The 20,035-nt window shown below is 29.1% G+C and carries 17 protein-coding genes; 3 read left to right on the top strand and 14 right to left on the bottom strand.

Going from position 1 to position 20,035, the window contains the following annotated elements:
- Window positions 1–2 precede the first annotated feature (2 nt).
- From KQI30_RS01835 to KQI30_RS01815, 5 genes are all read right to left on the bottom strand, one after another.
- Complete coding sequence (locus tag KQI30_RS01835; RefSeq protein ID WP_216461451.1) at window positions 3–3,914, bottom strand: triple tyrosine motif-containing protein; 3,912 nt, start codon at window positions 3,912–3,914, stop codon at window positions 3–5.
- A gap of 605 nt (window positions 3,915–4,519) precedes the next feature.
- On the bottom strand, window positions 4,520–6,208 hold the full coding sequence (gene argS / locus KQI30_RS01830; RefSeq protein WP_216461450.1) for an arginine--tRNA ligase: 1,689 nt from the start codon (window positions 6,206–6,208) through the stop codon (window positions 4,520–4,522).
- Window positions 6,209–6,458: 250 nt separating this feature from the next.
- A complete protein-coding gene (locus tag KQI30_RS01825; RefSeq protein ID WP_216461510.1) occupies window positions 6,459–7,619 on the bottom strand; it encodes an amidohydrolase in 1,161 nt (386 codons plus the stop codon).
- A 29-nt stretch (window positions 7,620–7,648) separates the two neighbouring features.
- Window positions 7,649–8,149 (bottom strand): TspO/MBR family protein, encoded by a 501-nt coding sequence (locus KQI30_RS01820; protein WP_216461449.1) that lies wholly within the window; start codon window positions 8,147–8,149, stop codon window positions 7,649–7,651.
- A 98-nt stretch (window positions 8,150–8,247) separates the two neighbouring features.
- Window positions 8,248–8,619 carry a hypothetical protein gene (locus KQI30_RS01815; RefSeq protein ID WP_216461448.1) on the bottom strand — a complete coding sequence of 124 codons (372 nt, stop codon included), beginning with the start codon at window positions 8,617–8,619 and terminating at the stop codon, window positions 8,248–8,250.
- A 114-nt stretch (window positions 8,620–8,733) separates the two neighbouring features.
- On the opposite strand from KQI30_RS01815, the gene KQI30_RS01810 reads away from it, so the two are divergent.
- Window positions 8,734–9,570: a CvfB family protein gene (locus tag KQI30_RS01810; protein ID WP_216461509.1), complete on the top strand. Its 837-nt coding sequence runs from the start codon at window positions 8,734–8,736 to the stop codon at window positions 9,568–9,570.
- Window positions 9,571–9,879: 309 nt separating this feature from the next.
- Here the strand turns inward: KQI30_RS01810 and KQI30_RS01805 are convergent, their stop codons facing one another.
- A complete protein-coding gene (locus tag KQI30_RS01805; protein ID WP_216461447.1) occupies window positions 9,880–10,212 on the bottom strand; it encodes a hypothetical protein in 333 nt (110 codons plus the stop codon).
- A 102-nt stretch (window positions 10,213–10,314) separates the two neighbouring features.
- Window positions 10,315–10,935, bottom strand: a complete 621-nt coding sequence (locus KQI30_RS01800; protein WP_216461446.1) for a hypothetical protein — start codon at window positions 10,933–10,935, stop codon at window positions 10,315–10,317.
- Window positions 10,936–11,205: 270 nt separating this feature from the next.
- Here KQI30_RS01800 and ahpC point away from each other — a divergent pair, with 270 nt between their 5' ends.
- Together ahpC and KQI30_RS01790 are read left to right on the top strand one after the other, a co-directional pair.
- Window positions 11,206–11,769 carry an alkyl hydroperoxide reductase subunit C gene (gene ahpC / locus KQI30_RS01795; RefSeq protein WP_044036526.1) on the top strand — a complete coding sequence of 188 codons (564 nt, stop codon included), beginning with the start codon at window positions 11,206–11,208 and terminating at the stop codon, window positions 11,767–11,769.
- A gap of 158 nt (window positions 11,770–11,927) precedes the next feature.
- Window positions 11,928–13,592 (top strand): FAD-dependent oxidoreductase, encoded by a 1,665-nt coding sequence (locus KQI30_RS01790; protein ID WP_216461445.1) that lies wholly within the window; start codon window positions 11,928–11,930, stop codon window positions 13,590–13,592.
- Between the two features lie 94 nt (window positions 13,593–13,686).
- Here KQI30_RS01790 and lgt read toward each other — a convergent pair whose 3' ends face one another.
- From lgt to KQI30_RS01755, 7 genes are all read right to left on the bottom strand, one after another.
- Window positions 13,687–14,445 carry a prolipoprotein diacylglyceryl transferase gene (lgt, locus tag KQI30_RS01785; RefSeq protein WP_216461444.1) on the bottom strand — a complete coding sequence of 253 codons (759 nt, stop codon included), beginning with the start codon at window positions 14,443–14,445 and terminating at the stop codon, window positions 13,687–13,689.
- A 204-nt stretch (window positions 14,446–14,649) separates the two neighbouring features.
- Window positions 14,650–15,999, bottom strand: a complete 1,350-nt coding sequence (locus tag KQI30_RS01780; protein ID WP_216461443.1) for a sodium-dependent transporter — start codon at window positions 15,997–15,999, stop codon at window positions 14,650–14,652.
- A gap of 62 nt (window positions 16,000–16,061) precedes the next feature.
- Window positions 16,062–16,625 (bottom strand): hypothetical protein, encoded by a 564-nt coding sequence (locus tag KQI30_RS01775; protein ID WP_216461442.1) that lies wholly within the window; start codon window positions 16,623–16,625, stop codon window positions 16,062–16,064.
- Between the two features lie 68 nt (window positions 16,626–16,693).
- Window positions 16,694–17,959, bottom strand: a complete 1,266-nt coding sequence (locus tag KQI30_RS01770; RefSeq protein ID WP_216461441.1) for an O-acetylhomoserine aminocarboxypropyltransferase/cysteine synthase family protein — start codon at window positions 17,957–17,959, stop codon at window positions 16,694–16,696.
- Between the two features lie 164 nt (window positions 17,960–18,123).
- Entirely contained in the window at window positions 18,124–18,423 is a 300-nt protein-coding gene (locus tag KQI30_RS01765; protein WP_216461440.1) for a DUF3892 domain-containing protein, read from the bottom strand.
- Window positions 18,424–18,501: 78 nt separating this feature from the next.
- Window positions 18,502–18,975 carry an HD domain-containing protein gene (locus KQI30_RS01760; RefSeq protein ID WP_216461439.1) on the bottom strand — a complete coding sequence of 158 codons (474 nt, stop codon included), beginning with the start codon at window positions 18,973–18,975 and terminating at the stop codon, window positions 18,502–18,504.
- A gap of 16 nt (window positions 18,976–18,991) precedes the next feature.
- A complete protein-coding gene (locus KQI30_RS01755) occupies window positions 18,992–19,711 on the bottom strand; it encodes a hypothetical protein (RefSeq protein ID WP_216461438.1) in 720 nt (239 codons plus the stop codon).
- Between the last annotated feature and the right edge of the window lie 324 nt (window positions 19,712–20,035).

The following is a 20,035-nucleotide window of genomic DNA, read 5'->3' as shown; positions in this document are numbered from 1 at the left end:
TTTTAAATTATATTACCTTCAACTATATCAAATGCATCTATTATTATTAGGTTTCCTGTTGATTTTGAATCTCTCATCCCTGTGTATTCTACTTTTATAGTGTGGGTTCCAGACTTTAACCCATTCTTTTGAAATACTACATTTTTATATATTGCTTTTGCACTATACATATCTACTGAATAACTTACTCCATCAATAGTTACTTTTGCTATACCTCTATCTTTATATGTTGATGCTAATAGTTTTATTCCTGTTCCTGTAAATTTAAACTCTGCACTACACCCTGAAGACTTTGCTACATTTACTGCTCCATTACTATGATTTTTATTTCTGCTTAATGACCATTTTCCAGAATACTTTATTTTACTATTACTTTCCTCTACTCTGTTTGATGGTTTCTCAACTATATTTCCATCTACTATGTCAAAAGCATCTATTATTATAAGATTTCCTGTTGATTTTGAATCTCTCATACCTGTATATTCAACCTTTATACTATGAGTTCCAGACTTTAATCCTTTCTTTTGAAATACTACATTCTTATACATTGCTTTTGAACTATATATATCTACTGAGTAACTTTCTCCATCTATGATTACCTTTGCTATACCCCTATCTTTATACTTTGATGCTAATAGCTTTATTCCTGTTCCTGTAAACTTAAATTCTGCACTACTTCCTGTGGTATTCGATATCTTTACCGCTCCATCACTGTGATTCTTATTTCTGCTTGTTGACCATTTTCCTATATATTTTATATTACTATTATTCTCCTCAATCCTTTTAACTTTTTCTGCAACTTCATAGTTTAATCTCTTAAATATCTCTTTTCCCTTAGCATCCATCACAGCTACTTCTATCTTATATTTTCCTGATTTTTTTGGTGTCCATACATACTCATTTGATGTTGAATATTTCTTTACTGTTGTCCATCCATCAGAATATGAAAATATTGAAATCATATATTTAGGATTACTAATATTTTTTGTCTTAGCAGTTATCTTTATTGCTGTTCCAGTTACTTGTGGTGATGTTTTATCTGTTGTTATAACTACTTCTTCACTTGATTCTTCTACTGTACATGATGTAGTAGCAGAATCACTATTGCCTTCACTATCCTTAGCATAAACTAACAATTCATATTCTCCTGCTACTGATGGTGTCCATGTCACAGTTTTAGTTGTTGAGTAATTTTTTATTATTGTTTCATTGTTACCTTTTTTCGCTACAAACTTATACTGTATTGTTCCACTTCCTCCAGATGCATTCGCTGATAATTTCACTGTTTCTCCTACCCTTACAGATTTAGGATTTACAGAAAAACTATCTACTGATAAACTAATATTTTTCTCTTTTATAGTATAAGTAATATATTTATAATTTTTATTTCCATCTTCATCTTTTACTATAACCTTAATCTTATAATCCCCTTTAGTTTTCGGATTCCATGTATAAGTATTTTTGCTAGAATATCCTTGAACTTCTTTGTCATTAATATCAAATTTATAAAGGAGATTACCAACACCCCCTGATGCATTAGCAGTTATCTTAATTTTGCTATTTTCCAATTGTGGAGACTTCAAATCAGTAGTTATACTATCTAAAGAAAGTTCTTCATCTTCCTTTACTTTCTTAAAGCTATACTCTTCTTCAGCCTTCTTTTCTCCATTTGTTGCAACTAATTTAACCTTTATTATATCTCCAATTTTATTTTTTTCACCTATAGTAATTTTTTCTCCATCAGTATAAGTTCCTTGCTTTACACCATCTATATAATACACAGCTGATGTAGCATTAGTATATCCTAATGTTAATGTTAGCTTATCGATAAATTCTCCTCCAGGTTTTGATATAGAAACTGTTGGTTTCTTATTTGGATTATCATATGGCCCCCATAATCCATCTTTATAAATCATAGATCCTTCAACTATTAATCCTGGAGTATCTATTCCTGTTGGATATTTATTACCTTCTTTAGTTCCATCAGTAAATATTATTCTTGCATTATTATAATCTTCAGGCATCTCATAGTAATATATTCCATCATCACCTTTTGTCATAGGTAATCCTGGCCACTTTGCATTTTCTTTTACTGTAGTTGCTGTAGGATCATCATTATAAACATAAGCATATGCATTTTGCCATGATGATGGCTTTTCCATATATGCTATATTTCTCTCATTGGGATCCTTTTTTCTAAATACATAAGTTACTGGATCTGAAGTTTTCACTCCATCTGTAGCTGTTAATGTAACTTTTATCTTATCTCCAATTTTATTGTTTTCACCAATTTTTATTTTTTCACCATTAGAATAAGTCACATTAGATCCACCATCAATACTATAAGTACCAGATGTAGCATTAGTATATCCCAAAGTTAATTCCAATGAATCTATAAAACTTCCGCCTTCCATAGAAATTGTTGGTGTAGGTATTTTTACTATGGCTTCTTCTTTATATATAAAAGCAGTTTTCCCACTTTGCACTTTACCTTTTAACATGCCACCAGAAACCTCAAATGTACCACCACTAGTGCCTAAATCTTTATATTTTCCATCTGGCAAACCTACCTTAACATTTACATCAGCTCCACCGTCCATATTTATTATTGCTACACCTTTGTTACCACGTTTTATTAATACAGTATTATTATTTATTGATTCAATATGCTCTTGTTCTCCAATCATAGCATTGTGAAACTTATTAGTTGCTATTACTTCAGCATCTTTCCACATATTTTGTGATACTCCCATTGGTCCGGCTAATCCATAAGTACCAGGCCACTTTGCTGTTCTATCCACCATTCCTGTGAATGCTGGTCTATCAAAAAATAGTGGTGTTCCCTTTTGTCTTGATGCCACTATTGTATAACCTTTTTCCATTTGCCAATTATTAAATCCTCTAGTTCCTCCATATATGTTAGGAGATCCCCCTGTATCATTAGCAAAATGATCATGGGTTTCTATATAAGTTACTAATTTGCTAGGATTTCCCCCATCGCAGCTATAATCAAGAATTCCATTAACATTTCCTATATTATTATTACTAATAACTTTATCTCTAAGATTACGTGAATAAGCATCTGCACCTGTAAACATAATTTTATTATATTCTCCATAATTAGATGTAGCATCTTGAAGCACTTCTCCATAAACAAATGCATCTGATTTCTTCTTGTAAATCGCATCTAAAATTGTAGGCCAAAAATCACTTCCACCTTGATCATTTGGAAGTTCTATATGTTTTGCCATGTCAAATCTAAATCCATCAGCACCATCATCAATACAATTATTTAAAAATTCTATAACCTTCTTTTGAACATCCTTATGACCAGTATTTAAATCTGGCAAATCAATAGCCAAATCACCATGAGTTACCTTCCACCTATTATTATTATAGTCTCCACCATTTATCACTCCAGCATTATGATAATATTCATTATTATCTCGTAAAGCTGGATCTGTCTCATTGTCTCTTATTAAATGATTTGCAACAACATCTACTATTATCTTTATTCCATACTTATCAGCTTCCTTACACATAGCTTTAAACTCTTCTTCTGTACCAACAATATGATTACCAATTGAATAACCAGTTGGACGATAAGTAAAAACCCATTCCCAAACATTTTGTCCTGGTGAAGTTGAACACTTTTGCACCGGCGAAACCTGTACTGCTGAAAAACCACTTTCAGCTATCTCTTTCATTTTATTTTTTATAGTAGTAAATCTCCAAGTAAATGCATGTAAGATAACTCCATCCTCTGTTTTCTTTGCTAAACCATATTCATTTGTATAAGTTGTAGCACCTTTTACTTTAACTTGCGGACTTATTCTTATATCTCCACAGATTATAGTAGTTGTCAAAATAACAGTAGTAACTAAACTAGTCAATCTTTTTGATAACTTTCCCATACCCTTCCCCTCATTTCGCTATTATAACGTTTACATAATTGATAACAAACCTTTGTAAATTAAATAATAACACCTTCTTTTTAAGATTATTCTACAAAGATAACTAGTACTTAGGCTTCTTTTAATCAAATGAATTTTTTATAGCAACATAGATAATAAATAGAATTATACATCAACATATTTAAGTGAAATTAATTCAAATTATATAAATATTTTACTATGTTTTCTGATTTTTTTCAATTAAATTATACTTTATCTAAAAAAGGGTTCTTGCACAAAGGAGTATGATCAGAGTGTGGCAATTTTTTCATCAAAATAGAAGTGCAGGGCACAAGTATGAAGGCACAAGGCACAGGTTATGAAAATAACACTTAAGTATAACAGTTTTATATATGCACCAAATACATCGCCGTCGGCAGACTATAATATTTTCACCACAGGGGAAAATTAACCGAAACTATGCACTGTAAACTGCCTTAACTGTGCCCTGAAAATACCCTTACTTGTGCCCTGACCTGTGCACTGTTTTCTGCCATAATAAAAGGAGGTATCGCTAACAACTTTTCATTTGTTAATGCGACACCTACTTCAAATTACATTTTTTATTACATTTCTTCTACAGTTTCTAATCCAATTAAATACAATGCCTTCTTAATAACAATTGCTGTTGCTTCTACCAACTTCAATCTTGCTTTCTTAACATCTTCTTCTGCTGTACCTATTGGTAATGCATTATATACTTTATTAAACGCTTTAGCCACATCTATAGCATATCTAGTAACTACAGATGGCTCATTTCTTTCTATTCCATTTAATATAGCATCGTTTAATCCATCTAATGTCTTAATAAGTTCAAATTCTTCCTTAGAAGTTAATAAACCGTAATTTACTTCTCCTTCTACTGTTCCGAATTTTCTTAAGATAGATTTTGCTCTAGCATAAGTATATTGTACATATGGACCTGTTTCCCCTTCAAAAGATAGCATATCATTCCAATCAAATACTATATCTTTATCTCTTGAATTTTTAAGATAAGTAAATACCATTGCACCTATTCCAACTTTTTCTGCTACTTCTTCTTTATTTTTAAGATTTGGATTCTTTTCATTAATTATTTCAAGAGTTTTATTTACTGATTCTTTTAGTAAATCATCTAGGAAAATAACTTCTCCTTTTCTAGTTGAAAGTTTTCTATCGGCAAACTTAACTAATCCAAAGCTTACATGAGTACAATCTTTTGCCCACTCATGTCCTGCTAATTCTAAAGTTTTGAAAACTTGTTTAAAGTGTAATGCTTGTGGTCCTCCAACTACGTAAAGACTCTTCACAAAATTATACTTTTTCTTTCTATATAATGCTGCTGCTAAATCTCTTGTAGCATAAATTGTTGCTCCATCTGACTTTAAGATTATGCATGGTGGCATATTGTATTCATCTAGATTTACAACTTGAGCTCCATTACTTTCTGTAAGAAGATTCTTATCTTTTAATTCTTGTACTACAACATCCATCTTATCGTTATAGAATGCTTCACCATTATATGAATCAAATTTTACTCCAAGTCTATCATAAACCTTTTGGAATTCTTTAAGTGAAGATTCTCTAAACTTCTTCCAAAGTACTACAGCCTCTTCATCACCATCTTCTAATTTCTTGAAATATGCTCTTCCTTCATCTTCTAATGATGGATCTATATCTGCTTCATCATGGAACTTAACATATATTCTTAAAAGTTCCTTTATTGCATCTTTTTGAAGAGCTTCTTCGTCAACCCATCTCTTATATGCAGATATTAGCTTACCAAATTGTGTTCCCCAGTCCCCTAAGTGATTTATTCCTATTGAATTATATCCTTGAGAATTATACATTCTGTATAATGCATTACCTATTGCAGTAGAGAATAAATGTCCAACATGGAATGGTTTTGCTATATTAGGTGATGAGAAATCTATAACAACATTTCCACCTTTACCAAAGTTAGAATTTCCATATTCCTCACCAGCTTGTAAAACACCTTCTAATACTTGTTTTCCAAAAGCAGACTTATCTAAGAAGAAATTTAAATATGGTCCTAATGCTTCAACCTTTTCTAAATTATCTTTATTAATTTTTTCTGCAAGGTCTACAGCTATTAAATTAGGAGCTTTTTTCATCACCTTAGAAAGAATAAAACATGGAAATGCAAAATCTCCCATATCTGATTTAGGTGGTATTTCTATTTTATCTTCTATAGTCTTTGCATCTAAATCAACTATTTCTGCAATTTTTTCACTAATTAAAACTTTATAATCCATATTACAACCTCCATATATAAATATTATTTACAAAAAATAAATCCGTCTCATACAAAGAGACGGATTTTCCGCGGTACCACTCTATTTGACATAATGTCCACTTGTATAAAAAACTCTCCAACAGCTCTTTTCGCATATATCCACTGTAGAACTTCCACCATCATCTACTCTCTATAAGCTTATTATATGTTACTTTTCTCCTTCACCGAGTTAAAATATTTAATTACTTAATTAAATATTATTTTATTCCTTAATTATTGTCAAGGTTATTATAAACTATTTTACCATCTATTATGGTATACAAAATTTTGCTAACATATTTAAATGGATTATTATCAAAGATTACCAAATCACTATCTTTTCCAACTTCAATACTACCAACTTTATTGTCAATTCCTATAATTTTCGCTGCATTTATTGTAATCATACTTAACGCATCTTCTTCATCTACTCCACTTTTACAAGCTTCAATAGCAGTGTTAAGTAAACCTACAAAAGGCATTACAGGATAATCTGTTGTTAAAGAAATTTCTAATCCTTCATCAAATAATTCCTTAATAGCACTTATATTTTTATTCTTAAGTTCTTGTTTTCCTCTAGATGAAAGTATTGGTCCAACGATAACAGGTACTTTATTTTCTTTTATATATTCTTTAATAAGATGTCCCTCAGTACAATGATCTAAAGTTATATCTATATTAAACTCATTTTTTATTCTTATTGCAGTAGCTATATCATCGGCTCTATGACAATGACATTTTAATGGAAGTTCCCTATTTAAAACCTTCCCTAAAGTTTCTAATTTTAAGTTTCTTTCATAATACTCACCTTTTGATTTTAAAATATTAACTTTATGATTATAGCTTTCTGCTTTATAAAGATTTTCCCTTAAGATTGCAGCGACTCCCATCCTAGTTGATGGCATCTTATTCTTACTCTTATAAATTCTCCTTGGATTATCTCCAAAAGCTGCCTTTAGTGCTGCTGCTTCCTTTATCACCATTTTATCAACTACTGTTCCTTTAGTCTTTATTGCTGCAAAAGTCCCTCCAATTACATTAGCTGATCCTGGTCCTGTAAGAACAGTAGTTACCCCTGCTTCTCTAGCATCTTGAAATCCACTATCAAAAGGATTTATACCATCTATAGCTCTAAGTGACGCTGTAATAGGATCTGTACTTTCATTAATATCTACCCCTTCACCAGCTCCTACATCTTGACCATGTAATCCTACATGACAATGAGATTCTATAAATCCTGGAGACACATATGCACCATTTAACTCAATAGTTTCACATCCATCTATATTTATATTAACTCCAATTTCTCTTATCTTACCATTTTCAATAAGTATGTCACCGTAGAAGATTCCATTAGTTACTGTATGAATCTCGCCATTCTTTAATAAAATCACCTTATCACCTTGTTTCTTAACATTTACTAATCTTTCTTTATTTTTTTAATTATATCTACTAGTAATACAAACGCAAATAATAACCATATCAAATATGGTATTAATAAAATAGCCGCCAATATGTCCACTTTAAACAATGAAACTATCAATGCTATTACTAATAATATTAATATAACGATGCTAAATAATGCAAGTTTCCTTTTTCTGAATTTAAAAAATATAAAAGACCATAAATAATTTATTATTAATTGTGATATAAATAACGTTAATTGTATTACAGTATTTTCTCCAGTATTAGTAATTAAAATAATTCTATAAAATGACCATGCCATAAGTATGTATAGTATTATCCATATAATTTTAAACAAAATAGCTGGTGGTGCAAATTTAGGTCTATTAAAACTATAATATTCTTCTTTTGTATTTGGATTAAATAATGATACTACTACAGACATAATTACCATAGCTAAAACAATAGCTATTAATAAAATAAAGTCATACTCTCCTTTAAATGATACAAGTTCCACATTATCCCCCTACTTTATTATTACTTTATATAAGTCTATGATTTAGAGAAAAAAATATTACCAATAATTAATGATATAACTATTGGTAATACTTTATACTATAAATTCATAATCCATAACCAATACACAATTATAGATATAATAGAAAAAGAATATAAATATGGTATATAACTATTTAACGGATCATAATCTAACTTAGCTACTGTAAGTATCATATTTAATACAAGTATCATATCTATAATAGTCAACAAAAAAACCATGGCTAAATTAGTAATAAAATAATAAAATAATATCCATAAAATAAATATAAATATCTGTAAACCAGCTGTAATTATTACCTCTTTTACCAACTTATTCGAATAACTGCTTTTATTTTTTAACGAATATACCTTATATATAGTGTATGCTAATAAAGCTAAATATATGATCCATAATAGAAAAAGAATGATGGAAGCTGCTGAATTTATCATAAAAAACCTCCATTTTAAATTAATCGATTTCTATTAATATATGTTGTTAATATTAATTTTGCTATTACTATATACTTTATGTTAAAATATAATTTACAACACTAGGAGGTGTGAATATTGAACTTAGGAAAATTCAATAATTTAAAGGTTGATAGAAAAGTAGAGTTTGGTTATTACCTTACTGACTCTGATGGCAATGATGTTCTATTACCTAAAAAATCATTAAATAACAAAAAAATTGCTGTAGGTGACAATGTAGATGCATTTATATATAGAGATTCATCTGATAGAATTATCGCTACATTAAAAGAGCCACTATTAACTGTTGGTAATATAGGCTATCTTAAAGTTACTGATATAACAAAGTTCGGAGCATTTGTAAGTATCGGTCTAGAAAGAGATGTATTAGTTCCTTTTAAACAACAAACTTTTAAATTAGTAAAAGGTGGATCATATCTTTTTAGCCTTTATGTTGATAAGACAGGTAGACTTGCTGCTACCCCTAAAGTAGATGATTTTATCAAATTTGCAACTGATATAGCTGTTGGAGATATAGTTCCTGGTTATGTTTACGGATTCTCTTCTGTTAATTCTGCTTATGTAGCAGTAAAAGGATTATATAAAGGTATATTAGTTCATAATGAATATTTTGATACTCTTCATCACGGTCAAAAACTTACTGTTAGAGTTAAAAAGATCTATGAAGATGGTACGCTTTCATTAACAACAAGAGTTCATTCATTAAAAGATGAGAGATTACTTATTGAAGATAAGATTTTAAATCTCCTTAAAGAAAATAACGGATTTATTCCTTTCTGCGATGCTAGTTCACCAGAAGAAATAAAAGAAGTTTTTAATTGTTCAAAAAATTACTTTAAAAAAGCTTTAGGTGGTTTAATGAAGCAAAGACTTATTACTCAAGATTCTGAAGGAACTTACTTAGTTAAATAAATTAAAATAGTTCATAGTCAATGCATTTTCATGACGCTGTCGCACAAAGTAATCATATCAAAGTGCGGCAGTTTTTTCAGCAAAATAGAAGTCTATGGCACAAGTACGAGGGCACAAGGCACAGGTGTATATCAGTGCACTGCTTGCACTGAAAATATGAATTGCTTGAATTGACTGAATTGTGAATTAACCTTACTTGTGCCTTTTGTCATAATAAAAGGATGTATCGCTCTAACAACTTTTCATTTGTTAATGCGGCACCTCCAAAAATGATTTTTGCTATATCCTATATATCTTGTACTTTTATACTTATTTCTTCTCAATATATCTTCTTGTATTTTCAAATATAACTTCTTTTCCAACTAATGTTCCCATGAAGCTAAATTCACTCATATCGTCATTAATATTATTTATATATAATGGTATACTCTCAAATCTATTAGTATACATGTAATCCTTAATTATTTCTTCTACTTCAGCTATTTCTACTTTTATATCTAATAAATTCTTTTTTATAACAGAATTATTTTCAATATAAGCTACTACAATAGATCTTTTTGTTTTAGAAACTGTAACGGACTTATTATGTTCCATATTTAATACTACAGATTGTTCAATAAAAGATACTTTACTTGTATTCAAATATTCCCTACAATAATCCTCTAAGATTACTTTATCTATATGATTAGCATCATCTTCTAATAAACAAAACAGACTATTTTACGCTATAATTATCCCCCCAATCTATTTTCCATAACTGAAAAACTTTCTGGTATTATCTAAAATTTCATTTTTACTGATAAGTGTACCTATATTTTTAAACTCATCCATATCATTATCTATATTATTTATATACACATTAATATCTTTACCAAATTCAATCCTAATATCATTAACTACTTCTTCAACTGTATCTATTGTCACATCTTTATCCAAGAAAACTTTCTTTTTACAACCTCTAATATCATTTTCTACATTTATATATGAAACAATAAAACATCTTATAGTTTTGGAAATAGATATATATTGCTCCATTTCATCACTACTCATCATAATATTTTGAGGAACCCATGCTATTTCTTGCACTCCAATATTTTTAAGATATTCACTTAATATTTTCATATCAGCTTTGCTAGTGTCATCCTGTATTAATGTATAAAAAATATTTTTATTAAATAGTTTCTTATTAATATTTATCTCTTTTATTAGTGCATAAGTATCAAATAAATAATGAAAAAAAGGTACGTTAGGATTTAATTTTATGTTTTTCACAAATATAGTATCCTCTTCTCCATCAGGATAGTTAACATAAAAGTTATTTTTTCCTATTGCTAAAATATACTCTTCCTTTTTGCTTTTAAACATATTAGTCCTCCATTTACTAAAATCAAATATCTTCACACATTTCTTATACCATTTTATCCTAAATAAAGTAATTTTTCTACATTTTGCGATTATTCCTTAATGTTCAATTATTTTTGTTAACCTACATACTTTCTAATAAAAAAAGTTAAACTATTTAAAAATAAATATATATTTAGTATTGACTTTTTATTAATTAATAATTATTATTAAATAGTAATCATTAAAAGATAATTATTATTAATTAAGAATAGAGTTTAGGAGGATGATTTTATGTCATTAATAAATAAAAAAGTATCAGATTTCAAAGTTCAAGCTTATCACAATGGAGATTTCAAAGAAATTTCTTTAGATTCAACTAAAGGTCAATGGTCAGTATTCTTTTTCTATCCAGCAGACTTTACTTTTGTTTGCCCAACAGAATTAGGAGATCTTGCAGATAACTATGAAAAGTTTAAAGAAATCGGATGTGAAGTTTACTCAGTATCAACAGACACTCACTTTGTTCACAAAGCATGGGCTGATGCTTCAGAAACAATTGCAAAAATTAAATACCCAATGCTTGGTGATCCAACAGGAACATTAGCTAGAGATTTTGGTGTTATGATTGAAGAAGAAGGTTTAGCTCTAAGAGGAACTTTCATTGTAAATCCAGAAGGTGAAATAAAAGCTTACGAAGTTCATGATTTAGGAATTGGAAGAAATGCTGAAGAATTATTAAGAAAAGTTCAAGCTGCTCAATTTGTAGCTGCTCATGGCGATCAAGTTTGCCCAGCAAAATGGACTCCAGGAGCTGAAACTTTAACTCCAGGATTAGATTTAGTTGGTAAACTATAATATTTAAAATCCCTTTATAAATGTTTTATATATAGGGGTATTGCATAAATCTTATTTTGCAATACCCCATTATACTAATTATAAATTAGAAATATAGAATTGATATCATAACATGTCAACTGTATATTTTTAATTTAAAAACTTTTAAGGAGGTATATATGAATACAATTTATGACTTGATTATAATAGGTGCGGGACCTGCTGGAATATCTTCAGCTATATATGCTGGACGTGCAAAGTTAAATACATTAGTTTTAGAAAAAGAAACTATAGGTGGACAAATAAAAACTACTTCAGAAATAGTAAACTATCCTGGTGTTATTCATCATAGTGGTAGTGGATTAATGGAAGATATGAAAACTCAGGCTAGTAACTTTGGAGTTAAATTTCAAGATGCTGAAGTAACTTCTGTAAATTTTAATAGTGAAGTTAAAACGTTATATACTAATAAAGGTGAATTAAAATCAAGAGCTATTATAATTGCTACTGGAGCTTCCCCAAGAAAACTTGGATTCCCTGGCGAAAAGGAGTTTTCTGGACGTGGAATCGCATATTGTGCTACTTGCGATGGAGAATTTTTCAAAAATCTAGATGTTTTTGTAGTAGGTGCAGGATTTGCAGCTGCTGAAGAAGCTATATTCCTTACTAGATTTGCTAAAAAAGTTACTGTTATTGCTAGAGAACCAGAATTTACTTGTGCAAAATCTATTGCCGATAAAGTATTAGCACATCCTAAAATTGAAGTCAAATTTAATACTGAAATAGTTGAAGCTTCTGGTGACGGTATTTTGAATCATTGTAAATTTATAAATAATATTACAAAAGAAACTTTTGAATATACAGCTTCTAAGGAAGATGGAACATTTGGTATATTTATATTTGTAGGATATCAACCACAAACTTCACTATTTAAAGACTCTATAGATATGGATAACCTTGGATATATAATCACTAACGAAAATATGGAAACTAATATTCCTGGAGTATATGCTGCTGGTGACTTAAGACCTAAAGTTCTTAGACAAGTTGTAACCGCCGTTGCTGATGGTGCTATTGCTGCAACGTGTGCTGAGAAATATATTTCTGAAGAAAAAGAAAGATTAGGAATAAAAGATGACTTTGAACCTACACAAGAAAAAGTATCAAAAGATACAACCACTTCTACTACAAATGAAGTTATAGGTGGGCAAAGTAAATTATTAAACGATGGATTACGTAATCAACTTAAAGGTGTTTTCTCTAGATTAACAAAACCTGTTACATTAGTTTCTATCGTTGATGAATCTTTACCTAAATCTATAGAACTTCGTGATTTAATATTAGATATTTCTAATCTTAGCGATAAAATAAAAACTGAAATCTATAAAAAAGGTGCAAACATAACTATTGAAAATAAAATAAATGCTGATAAATTTCCAGTAGTTGCATTCTTAGATTCTGAAGGAAACTATAGTGGTGTTAAATTCCATGGAGTTCCTGGTGGTCATGAATTAAATTCATTTGTACTTTCTATTTACAACTTAGGAAGTGCTGGTCAACCTATAGAAAACTCAACATTAGAAGCTATAAAAAATATCGATAAACCAACTAACATAAAAGTTGCTGTATCTCTTGCTTGTCATTTCTGCCCGGATGTAGTTGTAGCATCTCAAAGGATTGCTATAGAAAACCAAAATGTGGAGGCTGAAATGATTGACTTATCTGAATTTGGAGATATAAAAACTAAATTCAAAGTAATGAGTGTACCAGCAATTATTGTAAATGATAAAGAAATTCACTTTGGAGCTAAAAAAATAGATGAAATAATTTCATTAATCAAATAATAGTTTAAATTACAACTTAGATCATAATAATTCTACATTATATAAAATATAGAGGACTGTGACATACTAAAAAGCTTTATGCCACAGTCCTTTATTAATTTTTATCTTTCTTTTTTATTGAAACTAAATAAACAATTGATACAACAACACCAATAATACTTACTAACTGTGCCATTCTAATTGGTCCAAGCATTAAACTATCTGTTCTTAGCCCTTCAATAAACACTCTTCCTAAGGAGTATAATCCTATATATGTAAAGAAAACTACTCCTACTCTTTTTACCTTGATTAATAAATAAATAAGTATAGCAAAAATCACTATGTTCCATATTGATTCATATAAAAATGTAGGATGATAGTAAACACCATTTATATTCATTCCCTCAGCTATAAACTTAGGAAAATGGCTTATAAATTCTTCCGATACTGGTCCCCCATGAGCCTCTCCATTAACAAAATTTCCCCATCTTCCTAAAGCTTGTGCTAATATTATTGAAGGCGCTGCTACATCTGCAAAATCTAAAAATCTAAATTTTTTTATTTTACAATAAACAAGTGTAGTAATTATAGCAGTTATTATTCCACCATGAATAGCTAATCCACCTTCTCGTGTATTTATAACATCAATAAAGCTATGATAATTTTCATAATTGAAAATTACATAATATAATCTAGCTCCTATAAAACTTATAGGCAATATAATTAATACTGCTGTCAAAAGATCATCATAGTTTACCTTTCTTATCTTACATGTATAACTTGCTACAAATAATCCCAATAACATACCAGTAGCTATTAATATACCGTACCATTTTATTTCTAATCCTAGTATTGTAAATGCCGTCGGATTCATAACTGTCTCTCCTTTATATATTAGTGTTATTTTATATTGTAAATATCTATTATACTAATTGCAACTAATTCTCATTTATTTATATAATAAAAAATATATTTTATAATAAATTATAAGAACTTATATCTATAATTAACAATACACTGAAAAAGGCTATTGTTTACTAAATTTAATCGTTATTACAATAGCCCTTTTAATTATTTTTTATCCTATTCCTCCATAAAATATGCCTAAAATATATACTATAATTGTTAAAACAACAAAACCGTATTTAGTCATAGGTCTAAACCACTTACCTATCCTCTTACTTCTTCCTGCTTGTACTTCTTCATAAACGAAATCATCAGGACATATCCAAAAGAACATAATTCCAGCTAGCAAAGCTCCTAAAGGTATTATATAGATTGAAACTATATCCATCCATTTTCCAACGCTGTCTCCACTTTCAATAAATATTCCTATTAAAAAAGAAATTAAGGCAACAATGATTACTGCAACTTTTCTTGACATTTTAAATCTTTCTTGTAAAGCTTCTATAGGTACTTCAAATAAATTCATTAATGATGTAATAGCAGCAAAAATTACAGCTATAAAAAATATTATTGAAAAAAGCTGACCCATAGGCATTTCTTGAAATACTTTTGGTAATGTTATAAACATTAATGGTGGTCCCGCTGTAGGATCCATATTATACGCAAATACTGCTGGAATAACTACTAATGCAGCAAGTATCGCTGCTAATGTATCAAAAATTGCTACATTTTTAGCACTATCTACTATGTCAACATCTTTTTTTAAGTAACTACCATACACAATAGTACCAGATCCTGCTAAGGATAAAGAAAAAAATGATTGTCCTAATGCATATACCCATGTCTTAGGATTCAACAATAACTTCCACTTTGGAATAATGAAATATTTATACCCTTCACCAGCACCATTAAGTGTCATGATTTTAATCAACAATATTATAAATAAAATAAAAAATGCTGGCATTAATATTTTATTAAGCTTTTCAATACCTTTTGATACCCCTAAAATCATTATCATAAATGTAATAATTAATCCAAGTATATGCCATCCTATACTCCCAAAGTTAGTAGCCAAGTTTCCAAAGTACTCTCCAGTATTGGAAACACTCATAATATCTCCAGTAATAGCCGCTACCAAAAATTTTATAAACCATCCCACTACTACAGAATATCCAATAGCTATACCTAACGCTCCTATTACTGGAATAATTCCAATATATTTGCCAAAACTTTTTTTTCTTAACTTTGTTGCCTTTTCAAAAGCCCCTATTGGTCCAGTTTTCATTGCTCTTCCAAATGCCATTTCACCAATAACACCTGTAAAACCAATAATAGCAACACATATAAAATAAGGAATTAAAAAAGCAGATCCCCCATACTGTCCAACTCTATATGGAAACATCCATATATTTCCCATTCCAACAGCTGAACCTACACATGCTATAATAAAACCACTTTTAGATTTAAATGAATCTCTTTTTTCTTTACCTAAATCAACTTCTAGATTTTCTTTTCCCGTCATTACTACCCCCCTTTTATTTTACTATTTCATATACTTGAAACATCTACCTATAATATTCCAACTTATATAACTAAAATATGTCGGGACATATTGGTAATTATTTTTTCTGAATACTTTGATATTATATATCCACCTCTATCACCTATTATGTAGGCTAATGTTCCTCCTATAAAGCTACAAATTACTGCTGCAACATTTCCTACTAACATCCCCAAATTCATTCCTATTATTGTCCCATTGTTAGAAGCTATTACTGCTGTAAATGTTGATATTGTAGCTTCTATCATCTTTATTATTCCGCTTTTTATTGTCAACTCACCTGTTGATATCCTTATAATAACTTTTATATTATCTACTTGCACTGAAATTATATTACTTAACTTAGTAAATGACGTACTTTTAGGTATGAAAACTAAAATTCTTTTATCCGTAGCTATCTTTATAACTATAGTAGATACAGATTTAATAGTAAAATCTATAGCAGTAACTATAGATTTTTTAAGTATTTCTTTATTACTTATCCTTTGTCCATCTTTAAACTTTTCTATACCTTCTATTGCTCCACCAACAATAGCACCTTGAACAGCTGAATATGTCATAATACTTCCACTATTTATATGTTCCATCTAATACCCCAAAAGCACATTACTTATATATTTATAATAGTTATAAGTCTTCAGATAAGTTACTACTTTTATATTCTTTCAAATCCTTGCTCCAAATCAGCAATAATATCTTCAATATTTTCAATTCCTACTGATAATCTTATTAACCCGGGACTTATCCCTGCAGCAACTAATTGTTCATCAGTAAGTTGCCTATGAGTTGAACTTGCTGGATGTAAAACTAATGTATGTACATCAGCAACATGAACAGCATTTGATGCTAACTTTAATGAATCCATAAATTTAACTGCTGTTTCTCTTGTTCCTTTTATTGCAAAAGAAATAACACCACTACATCCTTTAGGTAAATACTTCTTATACAATTGATAATACTTGTTATCAGATAACGCTGGATAATTTACAAATTCAACTTTTTCTGAATTATTAAGATATTCTGCTACCTTTTTTGCATTCTCACAATGTCTTTCTATTCTAACTGCTAATGTTTGCAATCCTAAGTTTAATAGGAACGCTGCATTAGCTGATGGGTATACTCCTAAATCTCTCATCATCTGAACTCTTGCCTTTGTAATAAATGCAGCCTTCCCAAAATCCTTTGTATATATTACTCCATGATAAGATTCATCTGGCTCAGTAAACTCTTTATACTTTCCATTACACCAATCAAAATTACCACTGTCTACTATAACCCCACCAACTTGTATTGCTTGTCCATCCATATATTTTGTTGTAGAATGTACAACAATATCTGCCCCATACTCAATTGGTCTACAAAGTATAGGTGTAGCAAAAGTATTATCTATAATAAATGGTACATTATTTTTATGAGCTAATCTTGCAAACTTTTCGATATCCAATACTGATAATGCTGGATTTGCAAGTGTCTCACCATATACAGCTTTAGTATTTTCCTTAAAGTATTTTTGCAATTCCTCTTCTGGTAAGTCTTGATCTACAAAAGTACATTCAATTCCAAACTTTTTCAATGTAACAGAAAATAAATTTATTGTACCTCCATATATTTTAGATGTACTAATAAAATGATCTCCAGCACCTAATATATTAAGAATACTTATTAATATCGCAGCTTGTCCTGATGTGGTACATAATGCTCCTACTCCACCTTCTAAGGCAGCTATCTTTTCTTCTACTGCTGCTACAGTAGGATTAGATATTCTAGAATACATATGTCCTTCTGCTGTTAAATCAAATAACTTTCCAATATGTTCTGTAGAATCATAATTATAAGTAGTACTTTGATATATTGGTAATGCTAACGGTTCCCCATTTCCCGGTTTGTATCCTTCATGTAAACACTTTGTTTCAATCTTCATAATTGTCCCCCTTTTTATTTCTCTTACGTAACATTATACCATAAAACTTTATTACTATATCTCATTAAAACTATATACTAATGCATATTATTATGATATCCACTTAATTTTTATAAAAAAACTGCCACACTAATCTGTGCGACAGTCTCCATAATAACTATATTTTATTCTTTTATAGATGGTAAAGAACTTAAATTGTTTCCTTCACTTTGATCCGGTAAACTTCTCAAATATTCTTCTCCATTTCTAGTACTTATTGCTACTCCAGATATTCCTCCAGCTTTAGCTATATTAATTGCTTCTTCTTTTGTTACCTTTGCACCATCTGAAAGTTGATATCCTACCACATCTCCTGAATGTTTTATCAAAGCTGTTATTGACTTAGCATCACTATTGGCAGTAGGAATTTCTTTATTGATATTTACAGGTAATCCTCCTATCATTCCATCATGATTCTTATCCATAATAACACCTCCAAATTAATTTTGTGGTATTATCTTTTCCTAGTTACTATTATTTATTCATCTAAAAATAATTTTCTTTTATGGTGAAATCAAAGACGGATATATTCTAAATGTTTCTGCTAAAGAACACATCTTATCAACAAATGTCACAATAAATGCCTCTTTACATCTAGGAATTTTAATAGTCAACGGCCACATATGTTTTAATATTATATCTTTTTCTATATCATTTATATCAAAATACTTAATAGCATTTTCGTAAGCTATTTTAGGATGCCTAAATCCGTGCCATCCTTTTCTACCTTCTTTTATATGCCAATCATACAAAAAGAAATCATGCAAAGCAGCTCCTCTGATAAGGCTTCTTGCATCAACATTAATATGAAACTTTTTACTGATAAGATAACTATAATATGCTACAGATAAACTATGTTCAAGACAAGATACCTTTCCATGTTGAATAAATTCACTCATAGATCTATATTCTTCAAGATTCATAAATTCTTCTATACATTCCATATAATAATCTATTTCTTTTTCATTTAATAGCATATGTATAACCCTCATTCTATTTATTATTAGTATATTCATCTAATAATGGATATAACTCTTTATCAATAATTGATATTTGTCTTTTTAAATTCTCTTTTGTAACTTCTTTATCTTTTAAATAGTCTAACTTTTCAAATATACGTATCAATCTAAAATATAATTCAGTATCATATTTTAAAAGCGATTTTATCTTATTATCTTTCCACATTTCTATAAATAAATAAAATTCTTTTTTATGAACTTCAATTTCATCATCAATAATTTTATATTCTAAATATTTATCGACTATTTCTTTTATCGTGTCATTCTTATCAATATTATCATAATAAAATCTGTTAATATTAATTCGTTTTAATAATATCTCTTCTTCATTAAAAATTTTAAGATTTTTAATAAACTTTTTCATTAGCCTTTTATTTAATCTTTTTCCTATCTTTATTTTATCTAAATGTGTCTCTAATATGTATAAATCCTTAAACATTCTATCCATACCACATTTATCTTTATCATATTTATTTTTATACCCTAAATAATAGTTAGATATATTATATAGTATATCTCCAATGATAACCCAATCTCTTATATTATCCTCTTTTTCTGATAATTCTTTTGCGACTTTTTCATATCTATTTAAACATGTCATTATATATTCTAAACTTAATTTACTTCCGGCATTATGTTTATTTAAAATGTTTATAATATCTATTACTTCATTGCAATTATATTCTCCACACATATATTCACCCCAATCAAATATAACTACTTTGTATATATCATTATAGCATTTTTTTACATTTATTCAATATACATTATCCATCTTTATATATTTTTTACAATTTTATCATATTGTCAACATCACTTGTTCAATTCACAATTCAATCAATTCACATTTCGCAATTTAGGAAACCAACTTATTCTATACATAAAATTATCACACTTAAAATCTCAGAAATTCCCTAAAGGGAATTTCATCAACAACTGTGCAATGTGAACTGACAATTGTGCACTGATATATACCTGACTGTGCACTGATGTATACCTGTACCTTGTGTCCTCATAC

The organism is Clostridium bornimense (assembly GCF_018917145.1).
Taxonomy (GTDB): domain Bacteria; phylum Bacillota; class Clostridia; order Clostridiales; family Clostridiaceae; genus Clostridium_AN; species Clostridium_AN bornimense_A.
The sequence above is the reverse complement of the archived record's forward strand: the minus strand, read 5'-3'. Positions and strand labels throughout refer to the sequence as shown.

Bases quoted from the DNA above. Each gene is read 5' to 3' on its own strand.
- KQI30_RS01835 (WP_216461451.1), bottom strand. From the start codon at position 3,914: ATGGGAAAGTTATCAAAAAGATTGACTAGTTTAGTTACTACTGTTATT.
- argS (WP_216461450.1), bottom strand. From the start codon at position 6,208: ATGGATTATAAAGTTTTAATTAGTGAAAAAATTGCAGAAATAGTTGAT.
- KQI30_RS01815 (WP_216461448.1), bottom strand. From the start codon at position 8,619: ATGATAAATTCAGCAGCTTCCATCATTCTTTTTCTATTATGGATCATA.
- KQI30_RS01800 (WP_216461446.1), bottom strand. From the start codon at position 10,935: ATGTTTAAAAGCAAAAAGGAAGAGTATATTTTAGCAATAGGAAAAAAT.
- ahpC (WP_044036526.1), top strand. From the start codon at position 11,206: ATGTCATTAATAAATAAAAAAGTATCAGATTTCAAAGTTCAAGCTTAT.
- KQI30_RS01790 (WP_216461445.1), top strand. From the start codon at position 11,928: ATGAATACAATTTATGACTTGATTATAATAGGTGCGGGACCTGCTGGA.
- lgt (WP_216461444.1), bottom strand. From the start codon at position 14,445: ATGAATCCGACGGCATTTACAATACTAGGATTAGAAATAAAATGGTAC.
- KQI30_RS01780 (WP_216461443.1), bottom strand. From the start codon at position 15,999: ATGACGGGAAAAGAAAATCTAGAAGTTGATTTAGGTAAAGAAAAAAGA.
- KQI30_RS01775 (WP_216461442.1), bottom strand. From the start codon at position 16,625: ATGGAACATATAAATAGTGGAAGTATTATGACATATTCAGCTGTTCAA.
- KQI30_RS01770 (WP_216461441.1), bottom strand. From the start codon at position 17,959: ATGAAGATTGAAACAAAGTGTTTACATGAAGGATACAAACCGGGAAAT.
- KQI30_RS01765 (WP_216461440.1), bottom strand. From the start codon at position 18,423: ATGGATAAGAATCATGATGGAATGATAGGAGGATTACCTGTAAATATC.
- KQI30_RS01760 (WP_216461439.1), bottom strand. From the start codon at position 18,975: ATGCTATTAAATGAAAAAGAAATAGATTATTATATGGAATGTATAGAA.
- KQI30_RS01755 (WP_216461438.1), bottom strand. From the start codon at position 19,711: ATGTGTGGAGAATATAATTGCAATGAAGTAATAGATATTATAAACATT.